The 26,559-nt window shown below is 44.0% G+C and carries 21 protein-coding genes; 4 read left to right on the forward strand and 17 right to left on the reverse strand.

Going from position 1 to position 26,559, the window contains the following annotated elements; translation table 11 throughout:
* Positions 1-17: 17 nt before the first annotated feature.
* From V7K36_RS23430 to V7K36_RS23480, 11 genes are all read right to left on the reverse strand, one after another.
* Positions 18-422 (reverse strand): DUF6130 family protein, encoded by a 405-nt coding sequence (locus V7K36_RS23430; RefSeq protein ID WP_335119747.1) that lies wholly within the window; start codon positions 420-422, stop codon positions 18-20.
* Positions 423-488: 66 nt separating this feature from the next.
* A complete protein-coding gene (locus tag V7K36_RS23435; RefSeq protein WP_335119749.1) occupies positions 489-1,517 on the reverse strand; it encodes an alpha/beta fold hydrolase in 1,029 nt (342 codons plus the stop codon).
* A 128-nt stretch (positions 1,518-1,645) separates the two neighbouring features.
* Positions 1,646-2,293 (reverse strand): cysteine hydrolase, encoded by a 648-nt coding sequence (locus tag V7K36_RS23440; RefSeq protein WP_335119751.1) that lies wholly within the window; start codon positions 2,291-2,293, stop codon positions 1,646-1,648.
* A gap of 377 nt (positions 2,294-2,670) precedes the next feature.
* Complete coding sequence (locus V7K36_RS23445) at positions 2,671-3,666, reverse strand: alpha/beta hydrolase (RefSeq protein WP_335119753.1); 996 nt, start codon at positions 3,664-3,666, stop codon at positions 2,671-2,673.
* Positions 3,667-3,801: 135 nt separating this feature from the next.
* The gene (locus V7K36_RS23450; RefSeq protein WP_335119755.1) at positions 3,802-4,692 is read right to left on the reverse strand and encodes an alpha/beta fold hydrolase; all 891 of its coding nucleotides are present in this window, start codon (positions 4,690-4,692) and stop codon (positions 3,802-3,804) included.
* Positions 4,693-4,782: 90 nt separating this feature from the next.
* A complete protein-coding gene (locus V7K36_RS23455) occupies positions 4,783-5,535 on the reverse strand; it encodes an SDR family oxidoreductase (protein ID WP_335119758.1) in 753 nt (250 codons plus the stop codon).
* A gap of 194 nt (positions 5,536-5,729) precedes the next feature.
* Positions 5,730-6,119, reverse strand: a complete 390-nt coding sequence (locus tag V7K36_RS23460) for a DUF302 domain-containing protein (RefSeq protein WP_335119760.1) — start codon at positions 6,117-6,119, stop codon at positions 5,730-5,732.
* A gap of 55 nt (positions 6,120-6,174) precedes the next feature.
* Positions 6,175-6,612 carry a cupin domain-containing protein gene (locus tag V7K36_RS23465; protein WP_335119762.1) on the reverse strand — a complete coding sequence of 146 codons (438 nt, stop codon included), beginning with the start codon at positions 6,610-6,612 and terminating at the stop codon, positions 6,175-6,177.
* A gap of 73 nt (positions 6,613-6,685) precedes the next feature.
* Positions 6,686-7,264 carry a DsbA family protein gene (locus V7K36_RS23470; RefSeq protein WP_335119765.1) on the reverse strand — a complete coding sequence of 193 codons (579 nt, stop codon included), beginning with the start codon at positions 7,262-7,264 and terminating at the stop codon, positions 6,686-6,688.
* A 267-nt stretch (positions 7,265-7,531) separates the two neighbouring features.
* Positions 7,532-8,161: a response regulator transcription factor gene (locus V7K36_RS23475; RefSeq protein ID WP_335119768.1), complete on the reverse strand. Its 630-nt coding sequence runs from the start codon at positions 8,159-8,161 to the stop codon at positions 7,532-7,534.
* Between the two features lie 15 nt (positions 8,162-8,176).
* Positions 8,177-14,158, reverse strand: a complete 5,982-nt coding sequence (locus tag V7K36_RS23480; RefSeq protein ID WP_335119771.1) for a protein kinase domain-containing protein — start codon at positions 14,156-14,158, stop codon at positions 8,177-8,179.
* Between the two features lie 57 nt (positions 14,159-14,215).
* Between V7K36_RS23480 and V7K36_RS23485 the strand changes: the two genes are divergently transcribed.
* The 4 genes from V7K36_RS23485 to V7K36_RS23500 all read left to right on the forward strand — a co-directional run bounded on the left by V7K36_RS23485 (position 14,216) and on the right by V7K36_RS23500 (position 17,823).
* Entirely contained in the window at positions 14,216-14,395 is a 180-nt protein-coding gene (locus tag V7K36_RS23485; RefSeq protein WP_335119774.1) for a hypothetical protein, read from the forward strand.
* Positions 14,396-14,419: 24 nt separating this feature from the next.
* Positions 14,420-14,827, forward strand: a complete 408-nt coding sequence (locus tag V7K36_RS23490; RefSeq protein WP_335119776.1) for a hypothetical protein — start codon at positions 14,420-14,422, stop codon at positions 14,825-14,827.
* A 175-nt stretch (positions 14,828-15,002) separates the two neighbouring features.
* Entirely contained in the window at positions 15,003-16,019 is a 1,017-nt protein-coding gene (locus V7K36_RS23495) for a catalase family protein (RefSeq protein WP_335119778.1), read from the forward strand.
* 217 nt (positions 16,020-16,236) lie between these two features.
* Positions 16,237-17,823 carry a GMC family oxidoreductase gene (locus V7K36_RS23500; protein WP_335119780.1) on the forward strand — a complete coding sequence of 529 codons (1,587 nt, stop codon included), beginning with the start codon at positions 16,237-16,239 and terminating at the stop codon, positions 17,821-17,823.
* Positions 17,824-17,978: 155 nt separating this feature from the next.
* Here the strand turns inward: V7K36_RS23500 and V7K36_RS23505 are convergent, their stop codons facing one another.
* The 6 genes from V7K36_RS23505 to V7K36_RS23530 all read right to left on the reverse strand — a co-directional run bounded on the left by V7K36_RS23505 (position 17,979) and on the right by V7K36_RS23530 (position 25,985).
* Positions 17,979-18,920 carry an extracellular catalytic domain type 1 short-chain-length polyhydroxyalkanoate depolymerase gene (locus tag V7K36_RS23505; protein ID WP_335119783.1) on the reverse strand — a complete coding sequence of 314 codons (942 nt, stop codon included), beginning with the start codon at positions 18,918-18,920 and terminating at the stop codon, positions 17,979-17,981.
* Between the two features lie 710 nt (positions 18,921-19,630).
* Positions 19,631-21,310, reverse strand: a complete 1,680-nt coding sequence (locus tag V7K36_RS23510; RefSeq protein ID WP_335119785.1) for an alpha/beta hydrolase — start codon at positions 21,308-21,310, stop codon at positions 19,631-19,633.
* Positions 21,311-21,462: 152 nt separating this feature from the next.
* On the reverse strand, positions 21,463-22,053 hold the full coding sequence (locus V7K36_RS23515; protein WP_335119787.1) for a hypothetical protein: 591 nt from the start codon (positions 22,051-22,053) through the stop codon (positions 21,463-21,465).
* 76 nt (positions 22,054-22,129) lie between these two features.
* On the reverse strand, positions 22,130-23,479 hold the full coding sequence (locus tag V7K36_RS23520) for a cytochrome P450 (RefSeq protein WP_335119789.1): 1,350 nt from the start codon (positions 23,477-23,479) through the stop codon (positions 22,130-22,132).
* Between the two features lie 114 nt (positions 23,480-23,593).
* The gene (locus V7K36_RS23525; protein ID WP_335119791.1) at positions 23,594-25,486 is read right to left on the reverse strand and encodes a lipoxygenase family protein; all 1,893 of its coding nucleotides are present in this window, start codon (positions 25,484-25,486) and stop codon (positions 23,594-23,596) included.
* A 313-nt stretch (positions 25,487-25,799) separates the two neighbouring features.
* On the reverse strand, positions 25,800-25,985 hold the full coding sequence (locus tag V7K36_RS23530; protein WP_335119793.1) for a hypothetical protein: 186 nt from the start codon (positions 25,983-25,985) through the stop codon (positions 25,800-25,802).
* Positions 25,986-26,559: the final 574 nt, after the last annotated feature.

Consider the following 26,559-nt stretch of genomic DNA (forward strand, 5'->3'; position numbering starts at 1 on the left):
GAAAATTTGATGCCTACTTATCGCTCAGGATTGGGCAGCGTGAACATCACCGTTTCGCTGGTAATTACCTTGTGCGTGGGGTCGGCTAGTTCGATCAGTACCTTGTGTGGGCCAGGTTCCAGTCCGACCAGGATCAACGTTTCGCCGCTGGTATCGACAAAGTGCCACGGCAAATCGTCAACGGTGATGTGGATGTGACCGATGCGCGGCGATACTTCCAGGGCGGCTTTGCCGAACACTGGCAACACACGCAGATTCTCCGTCCGGTACTGGATGAAAACGCGGCCCTGGGTCAACGGTTCGGGAAGCGGTGGATCGACAATCAGCTTGGCCGGTTCTTCATTTTCGATTGCAATCAACGGTGATGATCCGATAATGTCCCTGGCGCTCGGTGTGTAGGTGTTCATGGCGGTTAAATGCATGAGAGTGGTCGATAGATCCCTTTGAAGGTAAAGAGGTCTATGGTCGTCATAGCTGTGGAGAAGTCATCAACGTTTCTTTGATGCGAGTTCCCAGACCGCATCTGCGAATGCTGTGGGATATTCCTGGGGCAGGTTATGACCGATATTTGGAATGACCCGATGCTGGCGATCTCCGCTAAACTTCGCTGCCGTCGATTTCCCATCGGTTGCTGGAACGACACCATCTGCGTCCCCGTCCAGCGTGATCGTCGCCACCGTAATGGTCGGTTGCGCGGCGAGCCGCTGCTCAAGCTGCTCATACATGGGATAGCCGGCAGCAAGTCCAAGGCGATGGCGGTAGGAATGGATGACGACCTCCACATAATCGGGGTTGTCGAAGGCGCTGGCGTGTTGATCGAGCGTTGCCTCGTCAAAGCGCCAGTTCGGCGAATTGCGAGTCCAGAGAATCCTCGCAATCTCACGTCTGTTAGCCGTCAGTCCGGCGCGTCCGCGCTCGGTCTGGAAATAGTATTGATACCAGATCCCGGATTCGATCGCGGGTGAAAGTGGCAGCCCTGCCTTGGCAATGTCCTGGATCAGGTAACTATTGACGGACACCAGACCGGTGCATCGTTCAGGCCAGAGAGCCGCAACAACGCAAGCGGCTCGTCCACCCCAGTCATAGCCAGCAAGCACAGCACGGTTCAACTGCAATGCATCCATCAAGGCAATCACATCGACACCGATCGCGGCTTGCTGCCCGGAGCGTGGTGTTTCGCTGTCGAGAAAACGGGTTGATCCATGTCCCCGCAGGTAGGGAACAATCACCCGACATCCACGTGTAGCAAGCATTGGTGCAACGTCAATGTAGCTATCGATGGAATATGGGAATCCATGCAGCAGCAACACCGGAGATCCATCGCTCGATCCTGTTTCATAGTAACCGATGTCGAGGACACCCGCCTTGATCTGCTTGATGGGAGTAAACCTAAATTCAGATCGTTTGGGCTTGTCGAAGCTTGCGTGTGCGTTACCCATGAGTGCCATTTCTGTGAGAATGCTTGCTGCTGCCGTTCCCAGAAAGCGGCGGCGGTTATGTTTAATTGCTTTGAGCATAGGGTTGACTCTTTGGATTGATTGATGAGGCGATTGCACAAGGCGCAGTGCTGAAAGCAAGCGCCGAGCATATTCCCCTCAGTTCGCAATCAGTTGGCGAGAATGAGATGTGGTGAATGGATTTACCGCTACAACATTGCTGCCACAATGTCGTCTGTAGACAGAACGGCGTTAGCAACATAGCCAAAGTTGATCAGTGCTGCCTTATAGCCATCACCGAGATCCGGATGGCGCGGGGCAGCCGTTGCATCCTTGACGACAAGGACCTCAAATCCCTGTTCGATCAGATCGCGCAGGTGAGCTTCAACACAGAGATTTGCCAACATTCCGAGCAAAATGACTTTGCTCAGGTTGCGCTTACGCAGTTGCAAAACGAGATCATTACTTTGCGGTCCATAGACTTTATGGGGGCTGACCACGATGGTTTTACCATCCTCAATAAAAGGCTTGTAGCGATCGAGCCAGTCGGCGCCCGATCCTAAGAAACCATCCAGGCTTAAGGGTCCAGTGCGAACAAACTCCTTTACCCCAAGCATCATCTGCTCCAAGGTTCCGGCAAATTTCCAGTTGTAGTCAGTGGGGTAGTAATAGTGCGGAGAGATGAAAACCTCAAAACCATTCTGCTTTGCGGCTTTGAAGATGCGCTCGATGTTCTCGACCGTCTTGTTCTCCTTAACACTGCCACCCACCAAATCCCAGGAGACTCCTGTTTCACTCAAGACATCGTTCTGCGGATCGATAACGACGATTGCGGTGTCATTTTTGTTGATGTTCATGTGTCTCCTGATGTGTTCATGTTCACATTTTTCTCTGTTCTGGAGCGATCGCACTGAACTTTCTCAATCCCCTTGCCCGGACTCTCAAATGCGAACTGTGGAGCTTAACTCTGACTTACCCAACGAAGATTGAATAAGTCATTGAAGAGGAAAGGGGGCAGGGAGCAGGGAGCAGGGGGGAGAACCCCATAAATAAACTTAGGCGCTTGAAACTCCTTTTGGCAGGGAAATTCCAGAATCTTTCTCCCCTGCCCCCTGCCCCCCTGCCTCTTCGGTCAGAGCAATCTCAAGCCCGCGACACCAAAACCTGGCAAGAACGAGGATTCATTGCAACTGGCGGTTAAAGAAGCGATGCCTGCGGCGGTAAACTACGCATCCTATTGCAGATGTTTCTTCAATTCAGCAGCAGCTTGAACAAACAGAGAACGAACTGCCGGAACCTCAGCTAAACCATTCAGCAGTCCGAAGTCATGAATCATGCCGTTGTAACGCACGGTTGTTACTTTTACCCCAGCTTCATCCAGCTTGCGCCCATACGCTTCGCCTCCATCACGCAGAATATCGCTTTCTGCCACCTGGATTAACGTCGGAGGCAATCCTTTCAGTTGCTCAACAGTAGCCTGTAGGGGAGAGGCGTAGATTTCTTTGCGTTTTTCCAGGTCGGTCGTATAAAGGTCATACATCCACTTCATCAACGGTGTAGTCAGGAAACGCTTATCACCAAATTGGTGATACGACTCTGTTTCAAAACTAGCGTCTACGATCGGCCACATCAGGATTTGCAGCTTAATGTGCGGCCCTTGTTTTGCTTTCGCCATCAAAGTAGTTACAGCCGTCATATTACCGCCCACACTGTTGCCTACAACTGCCAGATTTTTGCCGTCAACATCAATCTCCTCACCATGCTCGGCAACCCATTTGGTCGCGGCATAGATTTCATTAATAGCTTGTGGATACTGAGCGTCTGGAGTGCGAGTGTAGTTGACAAAGACAGCCGCAAAACCTGAAAGCACAACGAGATCGCGAACCATGCGCTTGTGCGTTGGGTAATCGCCCAGTACCCAACCGCCGCCATGAATAAAGATGAAAACAGGCAATGTGCCTTTGACCCCTTCAGGTCGCACGATGTTGAGCGTAATTGGATAACCGTCAGAGGTAATCGTCTTCTCAGACTCCTCAATGCCTGAAAGATCGACTTTAACGGAAGCCTGTGCATCCACAAGTACTTGACGTGCTTCGAGTGGAGTTAATGTCTCTAACGCCACACCCCCTGAATTCAGCACTTTCAAAAATTCCTTCACCTCCTTGGAAAGACGCGGATCATCTGCGACTTCCAAAATTTTTGCTGCTTGCGAGTTTACTTGAGCAACCATGACATTCTCCTTTTGATGAATAGTAAACAATCTGTTGAAATAGCACTGTTAAGCTAATGAACTTGACAGTGTTAATTGATGGGCAATGATTGTAGATTACAATAACTTTCTATCGACATCGCTACCCAGTCGAAATTATTTCCTGCTGGTAGTTAGTATGGTGTCCTCCTTTACAACGTGAGTGGTCAGAAAGCGACGAATATGGTCTGCGATCGCATCTCCTTCCTCTTCCAAGGCAAAATGTCCGGTATCGAGTAAATGAAACTCAATGTCTTTCAGGTCGCGTTTGTAGGGATCAGCGCCTTCAGCAGGAAAGATGTAGTCATTCTTACCCCAAACAATCAGGGTAGGTGGTTGATGTTTGCGGAAATACTCCTGCCATTGCGGGTACAAGGGCGGATTTGTGCCATAGCTATAAAACAGCGCCAGTTGAATCTCAACATTTCCTGGGCGATCGAGGAACGGTTGATCCATGTTCCAGGTATCAGGGCTGATCGCTTCCAGATTGCGAACGCCGTTAGTATATTGCCACTTAGTTGCTTCCAGTGTGAAAAGGTGTCTGAGCTTGTCAGCATTCTCAGGAGAACGGTCTTGCCAGTAAGCCTTGATTGGGTCCCAAAATTCGCGCAGACCCTCTTCGTAGGCATTCCCATTTTGGACGATGAGTGCTTCCACTCGCTCTGGATATTTAGCTGCAATCCGATAGCCAATGGGAGCGCCATAATCCATCACGTAAAGGCTATAGCGTTTGAGATCGATCGCGGTAATAAATTTCTCCACGATCTGAGCTAGGTGATCAAACGTGTAATCAAACTCATTCACAGTTGGCATCGCACTGTTGCCGTAACCCGGATAATCGGGTGCAACCAGATGGAAGCGATCGCCAAGCGCAGACATCAGATTGCGAAACATGTGAGAGGAGGTTGGGAAGCCATGCAACAGCAGAATTGTCGGATTATTGCGGGAGCCAGCTTCTCGATAAAAGATATCTAAACCATCAATCTCGATTGTGTGAAATGTGGTCATGACTTTACTCCTTGTAAGGTTATTTGAATCTTCAATTCCATTTTCCAAAATTTAAACATCGTAAATTCGGTGAGGATTTTATCTAAGTCTTCAAATCTGTGCCATACCGCCATCGACAAACAGCTCGATACCGTTCACAAAGCTGCTGTCGTCTGAAGCGAGAAAGACAACGGCTTTGGCAATCTCATCGGGCGTGCCTACTCTTCCCAACGGGATGGTGCTGGCTTGGCTGGTCACGAATTCCTGCACCTGCTGATCACTCAGTCCCAAGAGATTGTAACCGGGAGTAGGAATCACGCCAGGACTAATGGCGTTAACCCGGATCTTGCGCTCTTTGAGGTCGAGTGTCCAATTACGGGCAAACGATCGCACGGCGGCTTTGGTAGCGCTGTAAACACTGAAGGCTGGAGTGCCCTTTATGGAAGTGACCGAGGCGTTCAGAATAATGGAAGCACCTTCTGGCAACAGAGGCAGTGCCTTCTGCACGGTGAACAGCAAACCTTTGACGTTAGTGTTGAACGTTTTGTCAAAGTGTTCTTCGGTGATTGAGCCGAGTGGGGCGAGTTCTCCACCGCCAGCATTGGCGAAGATTACATCGAGGTGTCCTTGCTCTTGTCTGATCGTGGCGAACAGGCGATCAATATCTGCGAGATTCGACACATCACCCTGAAGAGCGGTGACATTTTCTCCAATCTTCTTCACCGCAGCATCAAGTTCGTTTTGACGACGACCAGTGATAAAGACGTAAGCCCCTTCTTCTACGAACCTCTGGGCTGTCGCTAGTCCGATCCCACTGTTACCACCCGTCACGAGTGCGATCTTACCTGTAAGTTTACCCGCCATAAAACTTCTCCGTTTGTGTGAATTTCGCATTGAAGTTTGCCCTCAATGCGCTGGATAATTACCCCGATAATCGAGGGCACTGGTAACGATCGCGCTGACAAAACCACCCGCGATTGTGGGTAGGTAAAAAATAGGTGTTATCGTTTCTGACTGATCAAAGATGCAACTCCACCATTCGTCCGCAGAGTGAGTACTTATCGGAGTGCTTGATTGATTAAAGGTGCAATGACAGCGACGTTCTTAACCAACTCATCACAGAGAGAAAATCGCTGTTTTAAGTAATTGGGATCGTTGTAACTCAGCCACACCTTGCTGTCAGCCGCTTCCCATGCCAGTGCTTTCAGGGGTAAATCGAGAGCAATTGTCGGTTCTGCCACCATTAAAGGTGTTCCGGCTTGCGGGTTGCCAAATAGTAACAACTGCGTCGGACGTAGGCTGAGTCCGACTTTTTCAGCTTCAGCTTGTTGATCAATGCGGGCAAAAATGGTGATGCCTTTTGCCTGAAGGACGGCTGCTAATCGATCAATGGTTGCAAGTACTGAATAAGGGCTGGGCTGGTTGATGATGCCGTTATTTGCATTCATAGCAGTGGACTCCTTACAGGACAAAAACTGGGTGATTATGAGAAACTCCGCACCTTTATGTACAGGGTAGCTTTCCGGGCAAACCCAGCATTTCGTCGCCGATCTCGGTGGAAATGCGCTCAAATAGCGCCATGTCCGGTGTTTCATTCTCATCCAGTGTACCAACTGCTGCGATTAGCCGAGCAAAGCCACTCGGCGCAGCAACGACCAACCCGCGAGCTGGCTGATCACTGAGCGCAGCAACCACATGGGGTGTGCCAGCAGAAATCAGAAAGCTGTCGCCAGCACTCAGCACAACCTTGTTCTCACCCGCCCAGACCGTGAACTCCCCTTCCAGCACGTAGAGTTGTTCGGAATAGCGCGTGTGGCGATGGGGGGGTGTTTGTGTGCCGGGAGGAAAGTAGCCTTCGATCAGATCGTACTGACCTCCGGTAGTAGCGTGGTCGGCAACGATATTGAGACGAGTGCCAAAAAGCCAGAGAGATTGTGCCATCAGATTACTCCTGTTGATTAATTGCTTGCGTAATAAGCAGTAATTTTGATTGTGTGGTTAAGAACCTGGAAACTTAATGATTTGCAGTGACAATAGCTGCCATCAACTGCTCAATGTTCCAGCGATGCCTGGGTTGGGCTACGCCTACGCTATACCGAATTCCATTAATAAACAGTGCTGGGGTAGCCGTTACTCCACTGTGTAATCCACTTTTAATATTTTCATTGATCCGATCAATGTACACTTTTTTAGATATATCTTGCAGAAATTGGGAAATATCAAGTCCTAGATTATTAGCATATTCCACCAGATAGCCGTTTCCCAACTCTTGTTGATGGGTGAACAGCATTTCATGCATCTGCCAAAATTGACCTTGGACAGCAGCCGCTTCCGCCGCTTCCGCCGCACGTTGAGCATGAGAATGGATCTGTATCTGTGGAAAATGACGGAAGATGAAGCACAAATAATTCTCCCCCAAAGAAACACTAAGCTGTCGCCCAATGACTTTAATCAGCCTGTAAACGTCCGCACTCTCTTGACATTGATAGTCCCCATACATCACCAGCACTACGATGGCATTCAGCACACCTTGTATGTGATCTTGTGTTGAAGGTGGGATGAATAACGAACTGCGTTCAAGGTCAAAGCTCACTAATACCTCCGACGGTTGTATATTCAGCGCTGGCGATGAGCATACAACCCTCTTTCTACTTTCTTTGTGTAAAATAAACTTAGATATTGCAACTAAATTGCTATCAATGTTTGCCTGAATTAAACATATGCAATTAACTCTAACTTGTCATCCACTAAAAGTTGAAACTTTTGCTCAATAGAGTGATTGATAAATCAGTCCATCTCAAAATGGAAAGTTGGCTCCAACTAAAGTTGAAATTTGGATTCCAACTTTAGTACAACTTACTTACAAATTGACAATCCCTCGTTTAACAGCAATAATGACGGCTTGAGTGCGATCGCTCACTCCCAATTTACTTAAAATTCGATTAACGTGAGATTTGACGGTGCTTTCACCGATACTTAAAGTAGTGCTAATTTCTAAATTACTCATTCCTTGCGCCATTAAACGGAGTACATCTAGCTCTCGCTCACTCAGTTCTGGATTGCTCATCCTCTGCACCAGTTTTGCGCCCACTTCTGGTGGAATATACTGCTGACCGCGATGAAGCGTGCGAATAGCACTCAGAAGTTCGTTGGGTTTAGCATCCTTGAGCAAATATCCTTTAGCGCCTGCTTGTAATCCGCGATAGATATCTTCATCACCATCGTAGGTAGTTAGCACAACAATTCGGGCAGCTTTAAATTCAGCACAAATAACACTAATGGCTTCAACTCCTGCTATCTGCGGCATTCGTAAATCCATTAGCGTTACATCTGGTTGGTATTCACGAAAAAGAGCGATCGCCTGTTGTCCATCTTCTGCTTGAGCAATCACCGTCATCTCTGGATCACGGTTAATGATGGTTGCCAATCCTTGCCTGACAATGGAATGATCGTCAACAATCAGAACTCGAATAGTCGTTGATTGGCTCATAATTATTAATTATTTTTAGTCTCGATTGATAATGACAACAATTTCTGTTCCTCGTCCAGGTTGGCTGTGAATCGTCAGCTGTGCTCCCAGGTGTTCTACCCGCTCGCTCATTCCCAGCAATCCAAATCCGCCAACAGATGGGATGCTACCAACCCCAAAGCCCCGTCCATCGTCTTTAACACGCAGGATACATTGGGCATTGTCATACACCAACTCAACACGAATTTCGCTAGCATCAGCGTATTTTATGGCATTGGTTAAAGCTTCCTGTCCAATTCGTAGTAAGTTATTTTCAACCTCGGCAGGCATTGAATAGGCTGTGCCTTTGATTTCGTAGATCAGATCTGTATCGGCAGCCGCTCTCATTTGAGTCACAAGGCGATGAAGGGCACTTTGTAAATTGCTATCTTCCAAGAGATGAGGGCGTAGCGCTGCCACCGATCGACGCGCCTCAGCAAGCCCTGTTCGTGCGAGTTCATCAATCATTTCCAGATGTACTTGGGTTGCCTCGGGATCGTCCGCTAGCACTTGCGTTGCCGCTCCCACTTGGAGCAGAATGCCTGTGAAGGACTGGGCTAGCGTATCGTGAATTTCTCGCGCCATGCGGTTGCGTTCTTCCAGAATTGAGGCTTTCTCGGCGCGTTTTTGATCGCTAATGTCTGTGATTAGACTATAGAATCCTCTCACTTGAGCATTGCGATCGCAATCGGGGAGCAAGGTAGCGCTGATGCACCTTTTACCAAGCGAAAAAGGAATTTCTGCTTCCAGGGTTACAGTTTGCCCTTCAAACACTTGATTAATAGACGGCTCAACCCGTTGATAAACCGTCTCACCTAAAAGTTCATGAACAGACTTGCCCAAAATCTCATCTCGACTAAGGTTAAACCAGACCTCATAGGTGCGGTTGACAAACTGATAGCACTGATTTGTATCCACATAGCTGATCAGAGCAGGTAGAGCGTCGGTGATCAGCCGTAATTCCTGTTCTCGCTCGCGCAGTGCGGCTTCGCTTTTTTGTAAAGCCACCGTTCGTTGGGCTACCTGTTGCTCTAAGGTGCGGTTGTAATCGGCTAGCAATTGCTCTGCTTGTTTGCGCTCTGTGATGTCTTGAAAGGCGACGATCGCATAAGCCACATTGCCCTGTTCGTCAAAAACTGGAGTTCCCCACGCCTCAACTGGAATGGTTGCGTTATTTCGATGAATTTCCATATCATCAACTGTGGTGCATTCACCGTTCAAAGCCCGGATGATTGGCAGTTTATCAGTTGGATATTTTTGATCCGTTCCTGCCAGATAAAATTGATAAACCTCTGAGAATTGCTCTGGTGTTACGCAAGGATCAATTCCTTTACCCACTAACTGAATTCTCCGTTGATTGGCGTAGTAGGGGCGACCCGCCGCATCCAATACTACAATTGCCACTGGAATCGCTTCTAGAAATTGAGCCATCTGACTTTCGCTAGCGCGTAGCTGTGAGTAGAGTTTGGCATTTTCGATTCCAATGGCTGCCTGAGATGATAAGAGATGCAAAACTTGCGTTCGCTCTGGTGTAAATGCTCCAGTCGCTAACTGATTTTCCAGATACAACACACCCACGAGTTTAGCTTGATTCAGCAGAGGTAAACATAAGATTGATTGAGTTTGATTGTGTTGAATATATGACTCATTAATAAAATTACCTTCACGAGTAGCATCATTTAAGATGACAGATTCATGAGTACGAATAACATAATTAATAATTGATTCAGGTAGATGATTTGCAGTTGAGATAGATTGCAGCACTTGTGTAGTATAGACATTCTCACCCTCATTGAGTTCACCAGATGCTTCAATCACCCATTTTCCTGAGTTTTCCAAAATCAAAAATCCGGTTTTTGCGCCAGCATTCTCGATTAATATCTTCATTAAGGAACTAAGTAACTGATCCAGTTCAATTTGACTCGAAATCGCTTGTGCTGCTTTCATCACCGCCGCTAAATCGAAAGCGATGTCTGAGCGATTAGAGGTGGTTCCAGAAGTTTTGGGGATTGGCGCGTAAGCCATGCCCGACGACTGAGGAAATAGCTGCGGATATCGAGTTTCTAAATCTTTGACCTTTGCAGTTGCTCCCCAGCGATCGTAGCAGTAGTGCGCTTCTTTCATATAGGTTTGGGCAAACTTTTCCCGACCACGAGATAGATAAAATTTGGCAGCTAATTCGTAGGCTAAGGCTTCTTCTTGCAAATACTCGTTGTCTTTAGCCCTTTGAATGGCTTGCTCGTAGAATTCTTCTGCCTCAAGCAACTGACCCAAAACTCGTGCTGTCTCTGCTTGCACTAAATAATATTTATGCAAATGATTCATGGGCGCGTAATGTGCCCATTGCTTTATTTTCTCCTGGCTAACCGCAATTTTTTTGAGGATTTCCTCTTGCGCTTGAGTACTGCTTTCAGGGTATATTGCGAGTCTTGTCAAAGCATCATATAGGTAGTAAAAAGGCGCAATAGGTGTGCCTATTATTCGGATTAAATAACGTTCTGCTATGGTTGAGTTTTCAACTGCCTGAGCATACTCAGAAAATAGGTAGCACAGGAAAAGTTTATTGAAATAGACATCAAAGATTGCAGTTCCATCATTTGCTGCTTCGTGTTGTGGCAATCCATTCTCCTCATTGTAGAATTTGCCAACTAAACGGGTTGGATTGACCGAGTATCCCATCAAATTTGCGATCGCCTGATGAAATATTTGATTCCAGGTTAGTGCTGTTTCCTGTTTGATTTGACGAATTGCTTCATTGTATTCCCTCATCTCGTGTTCAACCTCCAAGAGTTCGTTTCCGACAATATAGGAGTTAAAGCAATAAGAGTGAGCGCTATAGGCAGCAAACTCTAAATCTCCGGTTTCTAGCCCACTTTGATAGGCTTCTACTAATGGCTGTAATGTGTCTCTCACATGATCTTTCCAATGAATGATGAAGGTATTCACGATGAGCAATGTTCTAGCTCTGAGTGAATGGGACTTAGGTTGTGACAACTGCCTTAAAGCTAACTGTCCAAACTCGTAGCCCGTCTCGATGTCTTCGACCTTTCCACACAGAACTAATCCAAAGTTGGCATAAGCAAAGGAAGATGCAAACGAATTTCCATGCTCGAATGACAAGCTGACTTGTTTAGATACCAGTAAGGTCATTAAATCAGGAGCGGCAATCCAGGCCGCAATCGTAATTCTAGATAGGATTCGCATTGCTGCTAACTTGTCTGGCTCAGTCAATTCCGGCAAATGGAGCAAGTCCTTAATCTGTTTCTCACTAAAGAGTGATGTGATTGCGTCTAGTTCAAGCTGAATATCTAACTGACTGGGCGTTACGCAAAAACTGATCCCCAGTTGCTGCAACACTTGTAATCCAGTGTTAATTGCTTTTAATAAGTGGTTCTGCGCGATGTCAGTTTGAATTTTAACTTCGTAAACTTTCGCAATGTCGAGAACAGTTTTAGCTTCTTGGACAACGATCGCCACCCAGTATTCTACCTGTTCAAAATCGCCACACAAATATGCTAATTCTGTTGTTTCTAAATATAAATCTAAGGTCAAGTCATAGTTTGTTTGCCAACTAGACGCTGCCAGCCAAACTCTTGCTGTGGCTAAATATTTTTTCCCTACAATATAGGCGATCGCAGCTTTTGCTTTCTGCCCTGCAATTAAATTTAATCTCGCAATTTCATTGCGTTCGGGTTGATCTGTGACAAGCTCAATCCCATGATTAAGATGATCAACAATTTCAAACAGCCTGTCTGATAGTCGCTCCGGCAAGGTTTTTCCGAGGAGATTACGACCAATTTGTAAATGAACAACTTGTTTCTGCGACTCATCGATTAAGATATATGCTGCTTGCTGCACGCGATCGTGCAAGAACTTATACTCTTGAATTAACAAGTCTTCGTCTAATTCAGATAGAGGTTGAATTAACCCAGCTTGGATGGCTGCCAGTAAATCCCGGAAAATTGCTTTAGGACTTTTATCACAAACAATCGACAATGTATCTAAATTAAATTCAGCTCCAACACAAGCGGCTAAACGGAGAATTTGCTGTGTAAACTCTGGTAGTTTCTTCAACTTGTGAAGCATCAACTCCACAACATTATCGGTAATATTTTGGGCTTGAATCTGAGCAATATTCCACTGCCAGCTTAAGTTTTCAACATCAAATATCAGCAGATTTTCGCTATACAGCATTCTCAAAAATTCACTGACAAAGAAAGGATTACCCTCAGTTTTACGCAACACTAACTCAGCTAAGGAGCAAACAGTGTCTGCATTTTGATGTAGCGTCTCGGCAATTAACTGAGATAACGGCTCAAGCATTAAGGGTGCTAAGATAATTTCCGGAAGCACTGCCCCTTGTTTTCGCAGTCTTTCTAATGTTAATACCAGTGGATGCGTTGGATTTACTTCATTATCTCGATAGGCTCCAATCAAAAATAGAAATTGGGTTTGCTCATCCAGCAGCATCAGTTCGATTAACTTCAGCGTTCCTGAGTCTATCCACTGCAAATCATCTAAGAAGATCGCCAGGGGATGTGACTCTGAACAAAACACCCGCAAAAACTGCCCAAAGATTCGATGAAAGCGATTTTGAGCTTCATCGGCTCCAACGGACGGTACAGGTGGCTGTTTGCCGATAATTAATTCCACTTCCGGGATGATATCAATGATAATTTGTCCGTTGCTTCCCAAAGCTGTTAGAAGGTACGATCGCCACTGTTGCACTTGTTCGTCTGATTCACCGAGTAGTTGCTGCACCAATTTTTGCAGGGCATCCGCGATCGCACTGTAGGGAATATTGCGCTGGAATTGATCAAATTTACCAGAGATAAAATAGCCGCGTTTTTGGGTAATTGGTTTATATATTTCCTGCACTAACGCAGATTTCCCAATTCCAGCATAGCCAGATACCAACATCATTTCGACTGGGAATTTTGGATTGCCCGTTTGTTCCCTTTGTGAAGTTGTTTCGGAATTGTTTGGTAAACAAGCGACGCGATTTGACTCTGGACACGCTACGCGAACAAAAGCCGCCAGTAACATTTCAACTTCCTTGTCCCGTCCATATAGTTTTTGGGGAATTTGAAACTGATCCGAAACGTCTTGAAACGCCAGTTGAATGCTAGAGATTTGACCGATTTCTGCTAATTGATCGGCACAGATTTCTAAATCTGCTTTGATTCCCCAGCTACTCTGATAGCGATCTTCGGCATTTTTCGCCATCAGTTTGAGAATGATATCTGAAACTGGCTTGGGAATTGTTGTATTTATTTCATCAGGCAAAACCGGATGTTTGGCAATATGACAATGGACTAGCTCAAGGATGTCCGTTGTTGGAAATGGCAGGTGTCCGGTTAGCAGTTCGTAGAACGTCACACCAAGGGAGTAAAAATCGGTGCGGTAATCGAGTAAACGGTTCATGCGCCCGGTTTGCTCTGGAGATAGGTATGGGAGTGTCCCTTCTAAAACATGAGGGTTCTTGAAAGTCGGATTCGTGCGGTGAAATTGGGTGGCAATTCCAAAGTCAATAATTTTAACAACGCCAGTATCCAGATTCAGGACTATGTTTCCAGGGTTGATATCTTTATGAATGACATTGGCTGCATGGATTCTGCCCAGAATGTCGCTGATCGCGATGGCAAGACTTAGAAAAGTGGATAAAGGCATGGGGCAGAAGATATCTGGGCGCTTGTGCATCCATTGTTCTAGAGACTCTCCCCCAAAATCTTCTAAGAGAATTACCAGAGTACGTTGATAGTCCTGCTGGCTGTATGCCTTGACAACTCCTTCTAAATTGAGGGAACGGGTAATTTTATATTCCTGTCTGTAGCGAGTTAGTTCTTGAGGTGAGGGATAATCAAGCTTTAGCATTTTTACAACGATCGCTACTCCATCGTCTCTGATGCCTCGATACACTAGAGAATTAGAACTTTCATAGATTTTTTTTTTGATGGCAATACCAGGTAGAGCAATCATAAAGCAACTCTTGAGAGTATGATCTGGCATACCTCAAACTATACAGCAATTCTCATTATGAGAATTATTACTCCCCAGGTATCGGTTGAGGATGCTCTGCGAATTAGTGGTGCCGATGCCGTCTATTATGGTACTCAGATGCCAGGTGCATCGAATGCTAAAGCAAAACGCGAATTAAATTTTCAGCCTCGACCCTTGGAATGGATGGTTAACACCGCCGTGGCTCATGCCAGTTAACAATTTATAGGGAGAAGTTTAAAGATGAAGATTGCTCAATATGGAACAGCGATTGTGGTAATCCATGCGATCATAAACGGATTGCATGGTTTAGCACATGTGGAAATCCCAGTTACCCTTTCTCTTGTTCAGAGTTTATTTGTAGGTATTGTGATTTTTCCGATTCCGATCATTGCAGCCGTTTTACTTTGGACACAGTTCTACCGCATTGGTAGCTGGCTATTGCTCGGTTCAATAGCAGGATCGCTGCTTTTTGGAATCTACAATCATTTAATCGTGATTAGTCCCGATCATCTGTCTCAAGTTTCCTTTTCAGGTTGGGGTCTGGTTTTCCAAATCACAGCCACCCTGATATTAATTGTGGATGGATTAGGCTGTTGGATTGGTATCTGGGCATTGAAAACGATTCGGCAACCAGAAACGGTTATATGAGTTATTTCATATTTTCCCTAAATACCACTGCTGGCTCTAAATGGGGAGCAGTTTTTTCATTAGACACACACAGCGAATTATCCAATTTCTCATGGCACGGTATCAAACATGAACCACACACTCAAGAATAAACGCGCACTCATTACCCAGAGCAATTGAAAATAGGAGAAAAACCATGACTCATGCCAACTTATCTACAGCTACACAGGAAGCGGCAACTGATACTATTCTGGATATCGATCTCGATGTTCAAGCTGAAAAAGGACCAGACCTGCGGAAAGATCATCCCAAAAGCCACGGCTTAGTTTGGGGAGAATTTATTATTGAAGACAACATTCCCGAATCATTACAGGTTGGTATTTTCGCCCAGTCTCAGACTTATCCAATTTGGGTGCGTTTCTCAAATGCTTCCGATGCCGAGAAGCGCGGTAAATTCAAGTCTGATTTAGAACCCGATATTCGAGCAATGGCGATCAAACTCATGGATGTAGAGGGTCAAAAAGTACTGGATGATGAGCAGGAAACTCAAGATTTTCTGCTGCTTAATACTCCGATCTTTTTTGTGAAAAATGCTCAAGGGTTTGCCATGCTCACCAAAGCAAGTGTTGGTAAGGCAGATCCAGAAGAATTGCGATCGCTAGCCCCCACTTTTGAAATCCTTAAGGCCGTGACCAGCAAACAAGTTGCCAATCCTTTGCTGATTCAATACTGGAGTACAACGCCCTATCAATTGGGTTCTCAATCGATCAAATTTTCCGTAAAACCTCAACAGCAAGAGTCTCCCAATTCGATCCCCGACTCCGAGATTTATTTGCGTGAAGCAATGGTCGCCTATCTGTCGGCAGACTCTCAAGAGGCCACCTTTGACTTTCTGGTGCAGTGCTATGTCAATGACGAGAAAACCCCTATCGAAGATCCGATGCAAGAGTGGAAAGAGGAAGACTCACCGTTTATTAAGCTTGCAACTATTAGAATTCCCCCTCAGAAATTCGACTTCCAGGAGCGGGATCGGTTGAATGAGGGACTCTCCTTCAACCCCTGGCATACCCTGACTGAACACGCGCCCCTGGGTAGCGTTAACTTAGCTCGCAAGAAGGTTTATCAAGAAATTGCAAAGGCTCGACGGGACTATATACAACACCGCATTCAAGAACCACAAACTCACAGTTCAGTCTTGGATGACCCTCAGTAGTCTCTCTTTAGGGATATTCCAAGAAATCTATTATCCAATCTTCTGGGGTGGGCATCCTGCCCGCCTTTGGCTACGGACGCTCTAAAAGTTGGAAAATTTTTCATCAATATTTTGGGATTGCAAAAATAATCATGCATGAAAAAATTTTCTTTAAAAGTTTTGTCGTCCTGGCAATTTTATTTACCTAAAAACAGCAGAGGTACAAAAGGAGGATATCATGACTCAATATGACTACATTGTGATTGGTGCAGGTTCGGCAGGCTGCGTTGTCACTAACCGTCTGACAGAAGACAGTGAAACAACAGTGTTATTACTCGAAGCTGGCAACCCAGATACTAAACCGGAAATTAAAATCCCGTTGGAATGCACAAATCTACTAGGCTCCGAGGTGGATTGGGGATATTTCTCTGAACCAGAACCGTACCTCAATAACCGCAAAATCTTTTGTCCTCGTGGCAAAGTTTTGGGGGGCAGCAGTTCGATTAATTTCCTGCTTTATGTCCGAGGCAATCATCACGATTATGACCACTGGCAGGAATTGGGTAATCCCGGTTGGAGTTACCAAAATGTACTGCCAGATTTCTTGAAATCTGAGAACCAGCAACGCGGTGCCTCCGAATACCACGGTGTGAATGGCGAGTTGAGCGTGACCGATATCATTTCCCCGGCTGCAATCTCCCAACGATTTGTAGACGCATCTGTGGCAATGGGATATGACAACAATCCTGATTTTAACGGAATGCAGCAGTCAGGGGCAGGATTCTATCAGTTCACGGTCAAGGATGGTAAACGGCACAGTGCCGCAGCAGCATTTCTTCTGCCCATTCTCCAACGTCCCAATTTGACAACGATGACAGGAGCATTAGTGACTCGATTATTGTTTGAGGGAACCCGCACCGTTGGGGTGGAATATATGCACGAAGGAAGGTTGCACCAAGCCAGAGTCAACCAGGAAGTGATTTTAAGTGCTGGCGCGTTCGATTCGCCCAAGCTGCTGATGCTTTCCGGCATTGGTAATGCAGAACACCTGCAAGCTATGGGGATTTCTGTAGTCGTTGACTTGCCAGGTGTCGGTCAAAACCTCCAAGACCATGTTTTAGTTCCTATGGCATACGAGGCAGCTCAGGATTTACAACCTGCAATCACTAGTAATGGCATTGCTGAAGCTGGATTATTTTTGCATAGTGAGGGAAATCAGGAGGTTGTGCCAGATTTACAGCTTTTTTTCGGGCCGATTCTGTGGGCACCTCCTGGCTATCTCAACTCTGGTGTAGGCTTCACGGGTCTAGTCAGTTTGACCCATCCCCAAAATATTGGAAGTGTCAAGTTGCGTCCTGCCGGAGGCAGCAGCGCTTCGCTATCGCCTGACCCCAAAGACGCACCAATCATTCGGATGAACTATCTCCAAAGTCAATCCGATGTGCAAAAGCTCGTTGAAGGAGTTAAATTAATGCGCCAATTATTTCATACCAGTGCCTTTGATCAGTTTCGAGGCAGAGAAGTCGCGCCTGGTGCCGACGTTCAGAGCGATGAGGCACTCGTTGCCTACATCCGGGAAACTTGCGGTACTGTGTTTCATCCGGTCGGCACCTGCAAAATGGGAACTGACCCAATGGCGGTTGTAGACCCCGAACTACGGGTATATGGGGTTGAGGGGTTGCGTGTCGTAGATGCATCAATCATGCCAACTCTAACCACGGGAAACACTAACGCGCCCACAATTATGATCGGCGAAAAAGCAGCCGATTTAATCAAGCCCCAGGTGGTGTTTCACAGTAAGCAGATCAGCGCAATTGCAAACTAACTCGCTGGCGCGATTTCTAAATATTGTATTCACCTTGGGCGATCGCATTCCTCTCAAGGCCGTCGTTCTAGCAAATCCTGTTAAAGTTTTCTGCCATCGGGCAATCTAGAACTAAAGCGCATTTCAAAAATTAGGTGTTTGCAAAAGTTTTCGGTCTACTTACTGTGACGTTGAAAAAAATTCCAAATTGTTTCACTGGCATTAAGCCCCAGTTTAGCATTGAATTTATTTAGGCTCTCGTCAGTTGAAGAACCACCAGGCCAAAAATGTCCACCGTTTACTACTGCTAGCTGCCAAACTTCTGAGTTGCCACTACAACCTTTGTAGAGAGAGGTTTTCACTTGAACTTCAGAAAACTGCGGAGATTGATTCGATGAGGTACATTGATCATGCGATCGCCAAAAATCTACCATGTCTGAGATCGAAACCAGCGCTCCTCGTTGAGTGTGATCATCACCTTCATAAAGTACATCGTGATCGTTTGTACCGTTGATCATTAACATCGATATGGGAGTTTGAGGCTGGCAATTAGGTTTAAGTCTAACTGGGAGCGAACCAGCTACTGATGCAAAACCAGCAATTTTATCAGGTAATTTACAGGCCAATGCTTGGGTAAGTATTCCACCTCTAGAAAAACCGGTGGCATAAACTTTATGACTATCAATACTGATTTGCTGCTGAAGATGATCAATCAAAGCACTGACAAACAAAACATCATCTACCCTTCCTTGAGCATTACCTCTAAGACTCCATTTTTGGTCAATCCCATCTGGATAAACAACAATAAATCCTTTTTGATCTGCTAATTCATTGAAGCGAGTCACATTACTTATAGACCGACCACTACCATCATCCCCATGAAATACTAAAACTAACGGCATCGGGCGGTCTGGATTATAAGATTTTGGAGTATAAAAATAGTAAGTACGTAACTTTCCTTGGTCATATAGCTCTCCATAATTATCACCATTCACGATTTTTTCTTTAGCTATATTTTTTTCTTCAGCCTGGATGGAATTTGAGGCTGTCACTAAAGTAATTGTAAGTATAAATATCAGAAAATTTTTAAGAAATCGAGAATTATAATATATATTCATAGTTATTAAATTGAATCGATTAAGGTACTTTCATTCACTTCAAAAGTCTTATTTGCCAGTAAAGTTTTTCCTCATCGTTTCATATTCAAATCTCCATCAATCAATTTGCTTGATTTCTCTACAGCATTCCTCAATAATTTGTGAACATATATTCTCATCTAATCTTTAGGATTATAGGAAGTTTTGCCTGTTACACGACTTAATTGGTTTGCTGTATTGTTCTGAATACGCCTGGCTTTGTAAAAAATTATCGGTTGGGTTAAGCAAAGCGCAACCCAACAAAGCCTCGGAAATGTTGGGTTTTGTTCCTCAACCGCCACTTGCTTCAAGTCGGGAAACCCGCCCAACGCAGTGGCTCCCCAACCTACGTAGTTTAAGGTTTTGGCGCTAACCCAAGCGTATTGGTATTATTCTCAGTCTAAAATACTAAATAAGAAGAGACAGTGGACTAAAGTCATAATTTCAGTATGACTTTAGTCATATTTTGGACTTTGGAGAAAAAAAGGTGTGCGCGGGTAATGTTTCACCCTATCCCACCAAGAATCGTTGAGTATTTCTACCTAATTATTTTCCCCGTCCATACCCACTGAATTATTATCTCCTGGCAGATGGTTTTATTCAAACGAGCGTCAGTGCAAATCAAGAGAGATCGCCCTTTGTAATATCTGCGCTTTCACACTCACTTCATGAGAGCGCGATTGTTGGCCAGTCTAATCTTGAGTCTTTTGTTGATAAATTTGCGGTGCAAGAATGACTTGAATTTGCTTTTCCTGGCATTTTTGAGAAAAAGCGCGAATTTGAGCTTCTTCATCTCCCTCAATTGACAAAGAGTTCAAAAATCCTTGAAATCCTAAAAAAGCTAATTCGTAGATAGCTTTTTGACTAAAAGCACCTTGAAAATAGCCAGTGTGGGTATCAACACCTTGAGGATCTCTATTATTAATAGACTTCCGAATAAATGCCAAAGTTAGTAAAATATAATTCCCAAAATTTATCGCTGGCTTTCGTAGAGCAGAACTAACAACTCCTATCTGATCACTCCGATCATCTTTATAATCTGTACAGTCAAAATATGTAAATAAATCTGCGGGCTGAATCTCATTTTCGGAAATTTCAGTTATCTCTTCAAGTTTTCTATGTTCGCTACTAGAAGAACGAATTTCTAAATAGTTATAAGGTTTATCGAGTGTGTAATCTTTCTCATAGTCTTGTTTCTGTAAATTAACAACTCCATATCTGGGTGTGTGACCAACTGTATCATTTTTGTTGTTAAAATGCTTAACTGTTATATTACCAAGTCTGTAGCCACTAATACGAGTTCGTGCGGGGAAACTAAAGTAATTTGCAGCAGTGGAGGTAAGTCGTAACGCTAAGTCTCCCTCATTACAAAAGATATAAGCTTCTTCGCACCGACGTAAAGAAGAACGAAGAAAATTAGCTCGTCCTGGCAAGATAGTTTCTACAGGAACATCAGGTGCAACTAGCACAAGTCTGCCTAAGCGAAATACATTGCCAATATCTGAATCAGGTTCTTTATTAATAGATTTAACGTCAAAAATATCAGAGAGGATACGAATTACATCTGTAACTACAAAACAACCCATACTATGACTAATAAATGACAATTTAATGCGTTTATTAGCGGGTAACTTTACTGTAACATCAAGCTGTCTAATCAATTCAACTAAGTCTGTTACACCATAATTAATCGCTCTATAAGTATCACGAAAATAAGTAGATATTCTGAGAAAAATTAATGTAAAAATAATTGAAGATACAATGCCAGATAAAATTAACAACACCGTGAAAAAGTGGACAGCGCTATTACTCAAAATATCTAGGAACAACAAAACTATGGCAGACCATATACTAATTGTTAGTCCCACAACTAAATTGATAGCTAGTAAAGTTGGTAGAGAATACAGTGCGTTGATTAGCTTTTGCCCAAAGGAACCAGACTCATCTGTTTTTATGGGATTTTCAGAAGGCCATCTATATCCTATAAAAATATACTTATTTGGTTGCTGAATATGTGTATTAACATATTCATAAATCTTTTTGCAGCCTGTCTCTGTATCAGATGGTGTAGAACTATATCCATGAATATTTATAATAATTTCTGGTTCTGGGCTTGATTGCAAACTTTCAGCAATTTTCCCAATCATCTTTTTGGCTGAAGGTTCAGCTTGTTCATCATTGATATTAAAAAAGTTTTGATTAACAACTGTTGATAAATAGTTGTTAGAATTATTTTCTTCTGTCTCAACATTGAGTTTGGCAGTACTAACTACGAAATAACCAGAGATTTTTTCTTGGTTATTTTTGTTAAATTCGTAAATTTGATACGGTTGATTGTCTGCCAGATTCTTCTTATCAGGAGAGTTCGTCATATCTATTTTCCTTTACAACTTAGGTTAAGTATATCGCTTAGGGACTGCATCTGCTCACATTCTGAAGGTAAGTAATCAAAGTATTATATGAGATAATAAGCAGACTGAGATATTACTATCAGGATTATCCTTTCGTTTTTTTACATAACAAACTAGCTGTTACTAATATTACTAAAGGCATTGTATTTTGAGTTTATTGCAATCACTAAACACTCATTTGGAACTCTGGAAAGCATATCGTTAAAAGCAGGAGTATAACGACCATCTTCATCAACAACCCTACGGAGAGTATACTCACCAGCTCTAGAAAGTCCGCCGAACCAAACGTTCTTTCTGTGCCAAATATCTCCATTGAGAGAATTTTTGTCTTGGGACATTGTAAAATTTATAATCAATGTTGAAATTGGTATTCCCAGTAAAATAGGTATGATTTGAGCTTGCTGCAAAGTTTCATCTTCAAACTGAATTTTGTAATTTACCTCAAACCATTGAGCTAAATGTAGTAATATCCAGCCAGGAATCGAGTTATGAAAAGTCCACTGCAACGGTGCAAAGACTGGCAAAATCAAAATTCTGTTCTGTGTGTCCCATTCTAAATTGTACATAGTGATGCAAGTATCTGGCAGTGGATTACCATCCATAAAAAACACACCTTTAAGGACAGATGGTAAGTTTGTTTGTTTAATTGGAATCATCCAGGTTGCAATATTATTGAGTTGTTTTTTCTCGATTAATTCCGTCATACTAATTTATAATTCGTAACTAAGACAATCTTAAAAAGCCATAACAATGACCAGATCATAACTCAGCACTCACTACTCACAGTCGTTGAGCAAAACCTTGTAGCACTAAATTATTGGGAGTAACGGCAGTCACTTTTTCAAAATCCCACTTGACTTCTGTAATTGAGTCCCATTGATAGTTCTTGAACAGATGTAAACAGAAAATCTTGATAAAGCCAATTGATAAGGATCTACCAGGACAGGCTCGCTCATGTCCTTCGCCGTTCCAAGATAAGATATCTGAAAAATTCCGTGTTACGTCAAAATCATCTGGATTTTGATATCTATTGGCATCCCGATTAGCTGTAAAAATAGAGCCAAGCAGGCGAGTACCTTTTTGGAATGGACATTTTTGTTCTCCAATCTCAACTTCACCCGCTTCAGTGGTGAGTTGGCTAACAAATCGCACAGGTGGATAGAGACGAGCTGTTTCCAGAATCACTTGATTGAGAAGTGTTGACTTTTCTAGAGCGTCTGGGTCTAAACTTTCCTTGCCATTCCAAACTGCATTGACTTCTGACACTACATTATTTCTGAGGGCATTATCCAAGCATAAAACACCAATAACAGATCCTAAAAGCCCACTCGTGCCAGCAGTACCGGCAATATGAATCATATCGAAAAGGCCATTAGCGATTTGGTGTTCGTTCAACTGATACTGAGCGCCTATTTCAAGGTAAGATACCCATTTGGTAGATTGTTGATATTTCTTGGTTAAATACTGACGATGCCGAATTTTTGGCACTGTTAATATTGCTAGCAGATACTTGCTAATAAAATTTGGCAAGGATGCGAGAACCAAACCTTTTATGTAACTGCTTGATCCTGTGATTTCTTCCTCAGATAAAGATATCTGAAAAACCAGTTCGTGCAAAATCGACAGCATGATCTTTGGCAAATCGTTGCCGATGTGTAATTTGCTCTGTCTAGCAGCCTCTAACAGGCTTTGCTCAACTAGATACCCTAAAAAGTCTATCTGCTCTGACGGTTCCGGTAAGGCTTGTGAGAACACAGCACGCAGTCCTGTGTGTTCGTTCCCGTTTGTTCCCAAGCTCAGAGGATTATCGAGCAGGTAGCTAGGAGCTAATATTCTGATGATACCTAAATCATTTCCTCGCAGTTGTGGTTGGGTTTGCATTAGTTCTCTCACTTGGGTGTGAGAGGAATGCATGATTGCTTGGTCTACTGCAAAATACTTGTCTCCAATATTATCCTTACGGATGTAGAGAAAATCCCGCCATGCGTTGAGCATGATTGAGGCATCCATGTAATAAAAAACTAAGCGTAGAAGCTTGCCGATCGCAGTGTCATAACCTACTTTGGCTAGTATAGGTGCAAGCCATAGCTGGCGATCGTGACCTTTGAGGACTTTATCTTTAAGTGTCATAATATTTATTTTGGGGCATTGGGCATTAGGCATTGGGCATTGGGCATTGAGAGTACTTAGTCAAGAGCTAGGAATTATTATTTTCCTCATCTTCCCTACTCCCTTGTTTCCAATTCAGATATTGATGCTCTGAGGAATTTTAGAAGGAAGCAGATACTCATAGGTGGGACGGTGCAAATTACGTTGCTTGATGGTATGTTCTACCTGCTGAAGGTTAATCTGGAATGCCTGTAATAATGGTTTTACTTTCTGGTCTGTAAAGTATCCTTGCTGATACTCGCCCAGCTTGTTGTAGTATACAGACCCCAATAAGCTGAGTAGGTTGTATTGCCGTTGCGCCTGATCTAAGGGAGGGAGCAAATTGAGGTAGTCTTGCTCAGTAACTTCTCTTTTGAGAGTTGAGGCTGGTAAATAACCTGCCATCGGAATGGCTGGACCATAGCTCATCAAATCTTTTTGGGGAAAGTTAACGGCTGCGTGTTGAGCGCTGGCAGTGAAAATAATCAGCGTAGTGGCATCAATCAGGTAATTGAGCGTTTTGATGCGACCATCTTCGCCAAAATCGGGGATGCGACCACCATCGTAAGCTGAGATTTCGGCTGCCCAAGCTTGCAGGGCTGTGTCTTTCTGAATGTCTTCATTCGTAGTGTAATAAAGGTTCAGGTAGTCCCAAACCCATTGATGAATAGCATCCCAGACTAATAGTGCATCATCCCGGTAAGGATAAACAGGCAATAGGTTGGGATCATCCACACCACGCTGTTGGAATTGCTTGGGTAAGATGGCACTATTAAAACCATAGCTTTGCAACCCTAACACTGCTAAAACGCGAGAGTTATCGATTGATGCTGAGAGTAATCTATCAACGCCACCGGCAGGAGCAATGAGAATGCGTTGGGCGGCATCGTTAATTGCTAAGGTGCTGTCAAAATGCGGGCGCAGCAGAATTCTTAGGGGATGGGTAACTGACAGTTGTCGATAGGTTGCGATCGCAAAAACACCAACTAACAGGTGAGTTCTTGCTAAGTGAGTAATCGGTTCGTGAAAGTTGGCATCTGCGATTTGGACAATTGTTTTGGCAAAAAGCCAAGGGTATTTACCGGAGTTAGGGGTAATAATGGGATAATCTGCTCCTGGGGTTTGACCGCATTGAATGGCGATCGGACGGAATAGACGGGTGGGATCTGAGCCTTTGGGTAAGGCAAAGAGTGCTAGGGGAGCATAGACATATTTTTGCTCATGTGGGTATGTACCGTTGATCGCGCCGTCTAAAATTTTATAGTCAGCTAAGTAGAGCCTTCCTTCAAGTCCTGCTGCTGCTAATGAATCGTCAGTTCCCATCACTGCTTGGTAATGCTCGTCTGTGACTGGGAAGCGATCGCCTGGACTGGTTACTCGCTCGATCATCACGGGATTGTAGCCACCTACTCGCATGTAGGCAAATACTTCATCTTCCTGGTAAGTTTTAGCGATCGCTGGTACACCAATCTCCGGAAACAAATTTTCGTAGTCCTTGAGACTGGTTGCGTGTCCTGTGGGCTGTCCTTCATATAGAAGCGTAATTACCTGATTTAGAGTATCTCTGAGGATCACAAGTCCGTTTTCTTTAAGAATATGAAAGAAAAGATCGTCGAGTTCTCTAAGATCCTTAGATATCCCTTTAAGTAAAAACTGGGGGAGAATTTGCAGGATTCTCGCCATAATGTTGAATTGAATTGGGATTGCTCCCTTGAGCAAGGCTTCTAAAATAAACCTTTCGACATCATCACGAATCGATAAAGAACCCTGATTGCCTCGGTTGACAATCAGGGTATTGACAAAAATAACTCGTAACTGCTGCGCTAATAAAAAATACCAGTTAGTCGCGAACTCTTCTGCAACAGAAAGCTGATCCACCATCGCAATAGATGGAATATGGGTGTAGTTATATTGATACTCTTGCCTAGCTATGTCTAGAGTATAAGTGCTTGAGGAACTGAGCGAATTATCTGATGATGAAGCAGTCATTGACCCTACTCACTTGTAGTACGGGGAACTTTAACAGTTTAGAATAAACAAATTTAAGTTAGCTAAACGTATTATCGCAATCAAGTTTAAAATTCTGATTTTTCTCAAAGAAATTTTATAGAAACACTCGACTTCTGAACACAGGATAAGCGCATCTGCCCCTACCGCGTGTTTCTAAGGAATAAAAATTAAATAACATACAATTTATGTCCCTGGCTTACCTCACCCTCAATCCCTCTCCTTATAAAGGAGAGGGAAGCCAGAGACAGGATGAAGTTTTGCATTTTATTTAATCTATGTTCCTAAATTTAATCTACACTTTGGCAATTTTGTCAATCTGCCAACAATCAGAAATAATCGCAGGCGCTTGGTCAAATTGGCTGATGGGAGCGGGTTTCATGTCACGATAGTCCAGCAGTTGGACTAGGATGAGGTAGGCGATCGCTAAAATAATAGAAATCGCACCTGTAAGAATGGCAATTATTTTCGAGCGGTTCATTAGTAGTTCCTGTAATACAAGTTATTGTGCCGTGCCTATATCTACATTAATACTTGAGACACACACTACACACTTACCGATGTTTTCAGGAGTGCTGTTAGCGGATAGCTATTGTTTAGCCCGTACTGAGTGTATGTACTTGGTACAGAAGCTTGTACCCTGTAAATAGACTGTTGAAGCTGTTATCGATCACGCGAAAGCACAATAATATGGCTTTTTCTCATGAATTTCAGCGCTATCGGAGCGTGCGTCCAGGGCAGATGCTCCAAGGTCTAGTTATTTCCATCCTCCTACACTCTACTTTACTGATTGGGAGCAAATATTGGCTCAGAGCTTTTACGCCTGAGCCTAAGGAAGAGATTCCAATTGAGGTAGTTGAAGTTGATCCCAATGAAACACACATACCCCAAAAGTCCTCATTCCGGGCTACTAAAGATTCTATTGCCGGTGGTAAAGCTTTACCAAAAAGACCTGTTTCTGCTGTGAAGTCAGCTAATTCCGATGCACATAAAGCCTCTAGCAAAAGTCCTTTTGACTTAACAGCTTTATCTCCAGCAAAGGTATTCCAGCCAGA

The sequence above is a fragment of the Nostoc sp. genome, from assembly GCF_036919555.1.
In the GTDB taxonomy this organism is placed as follows: domain Bacteria; phylum Cyanobacteriota; class Cyanobacteriia; order Cyanobacteriales; family Nostocaceae; genus Nostoc.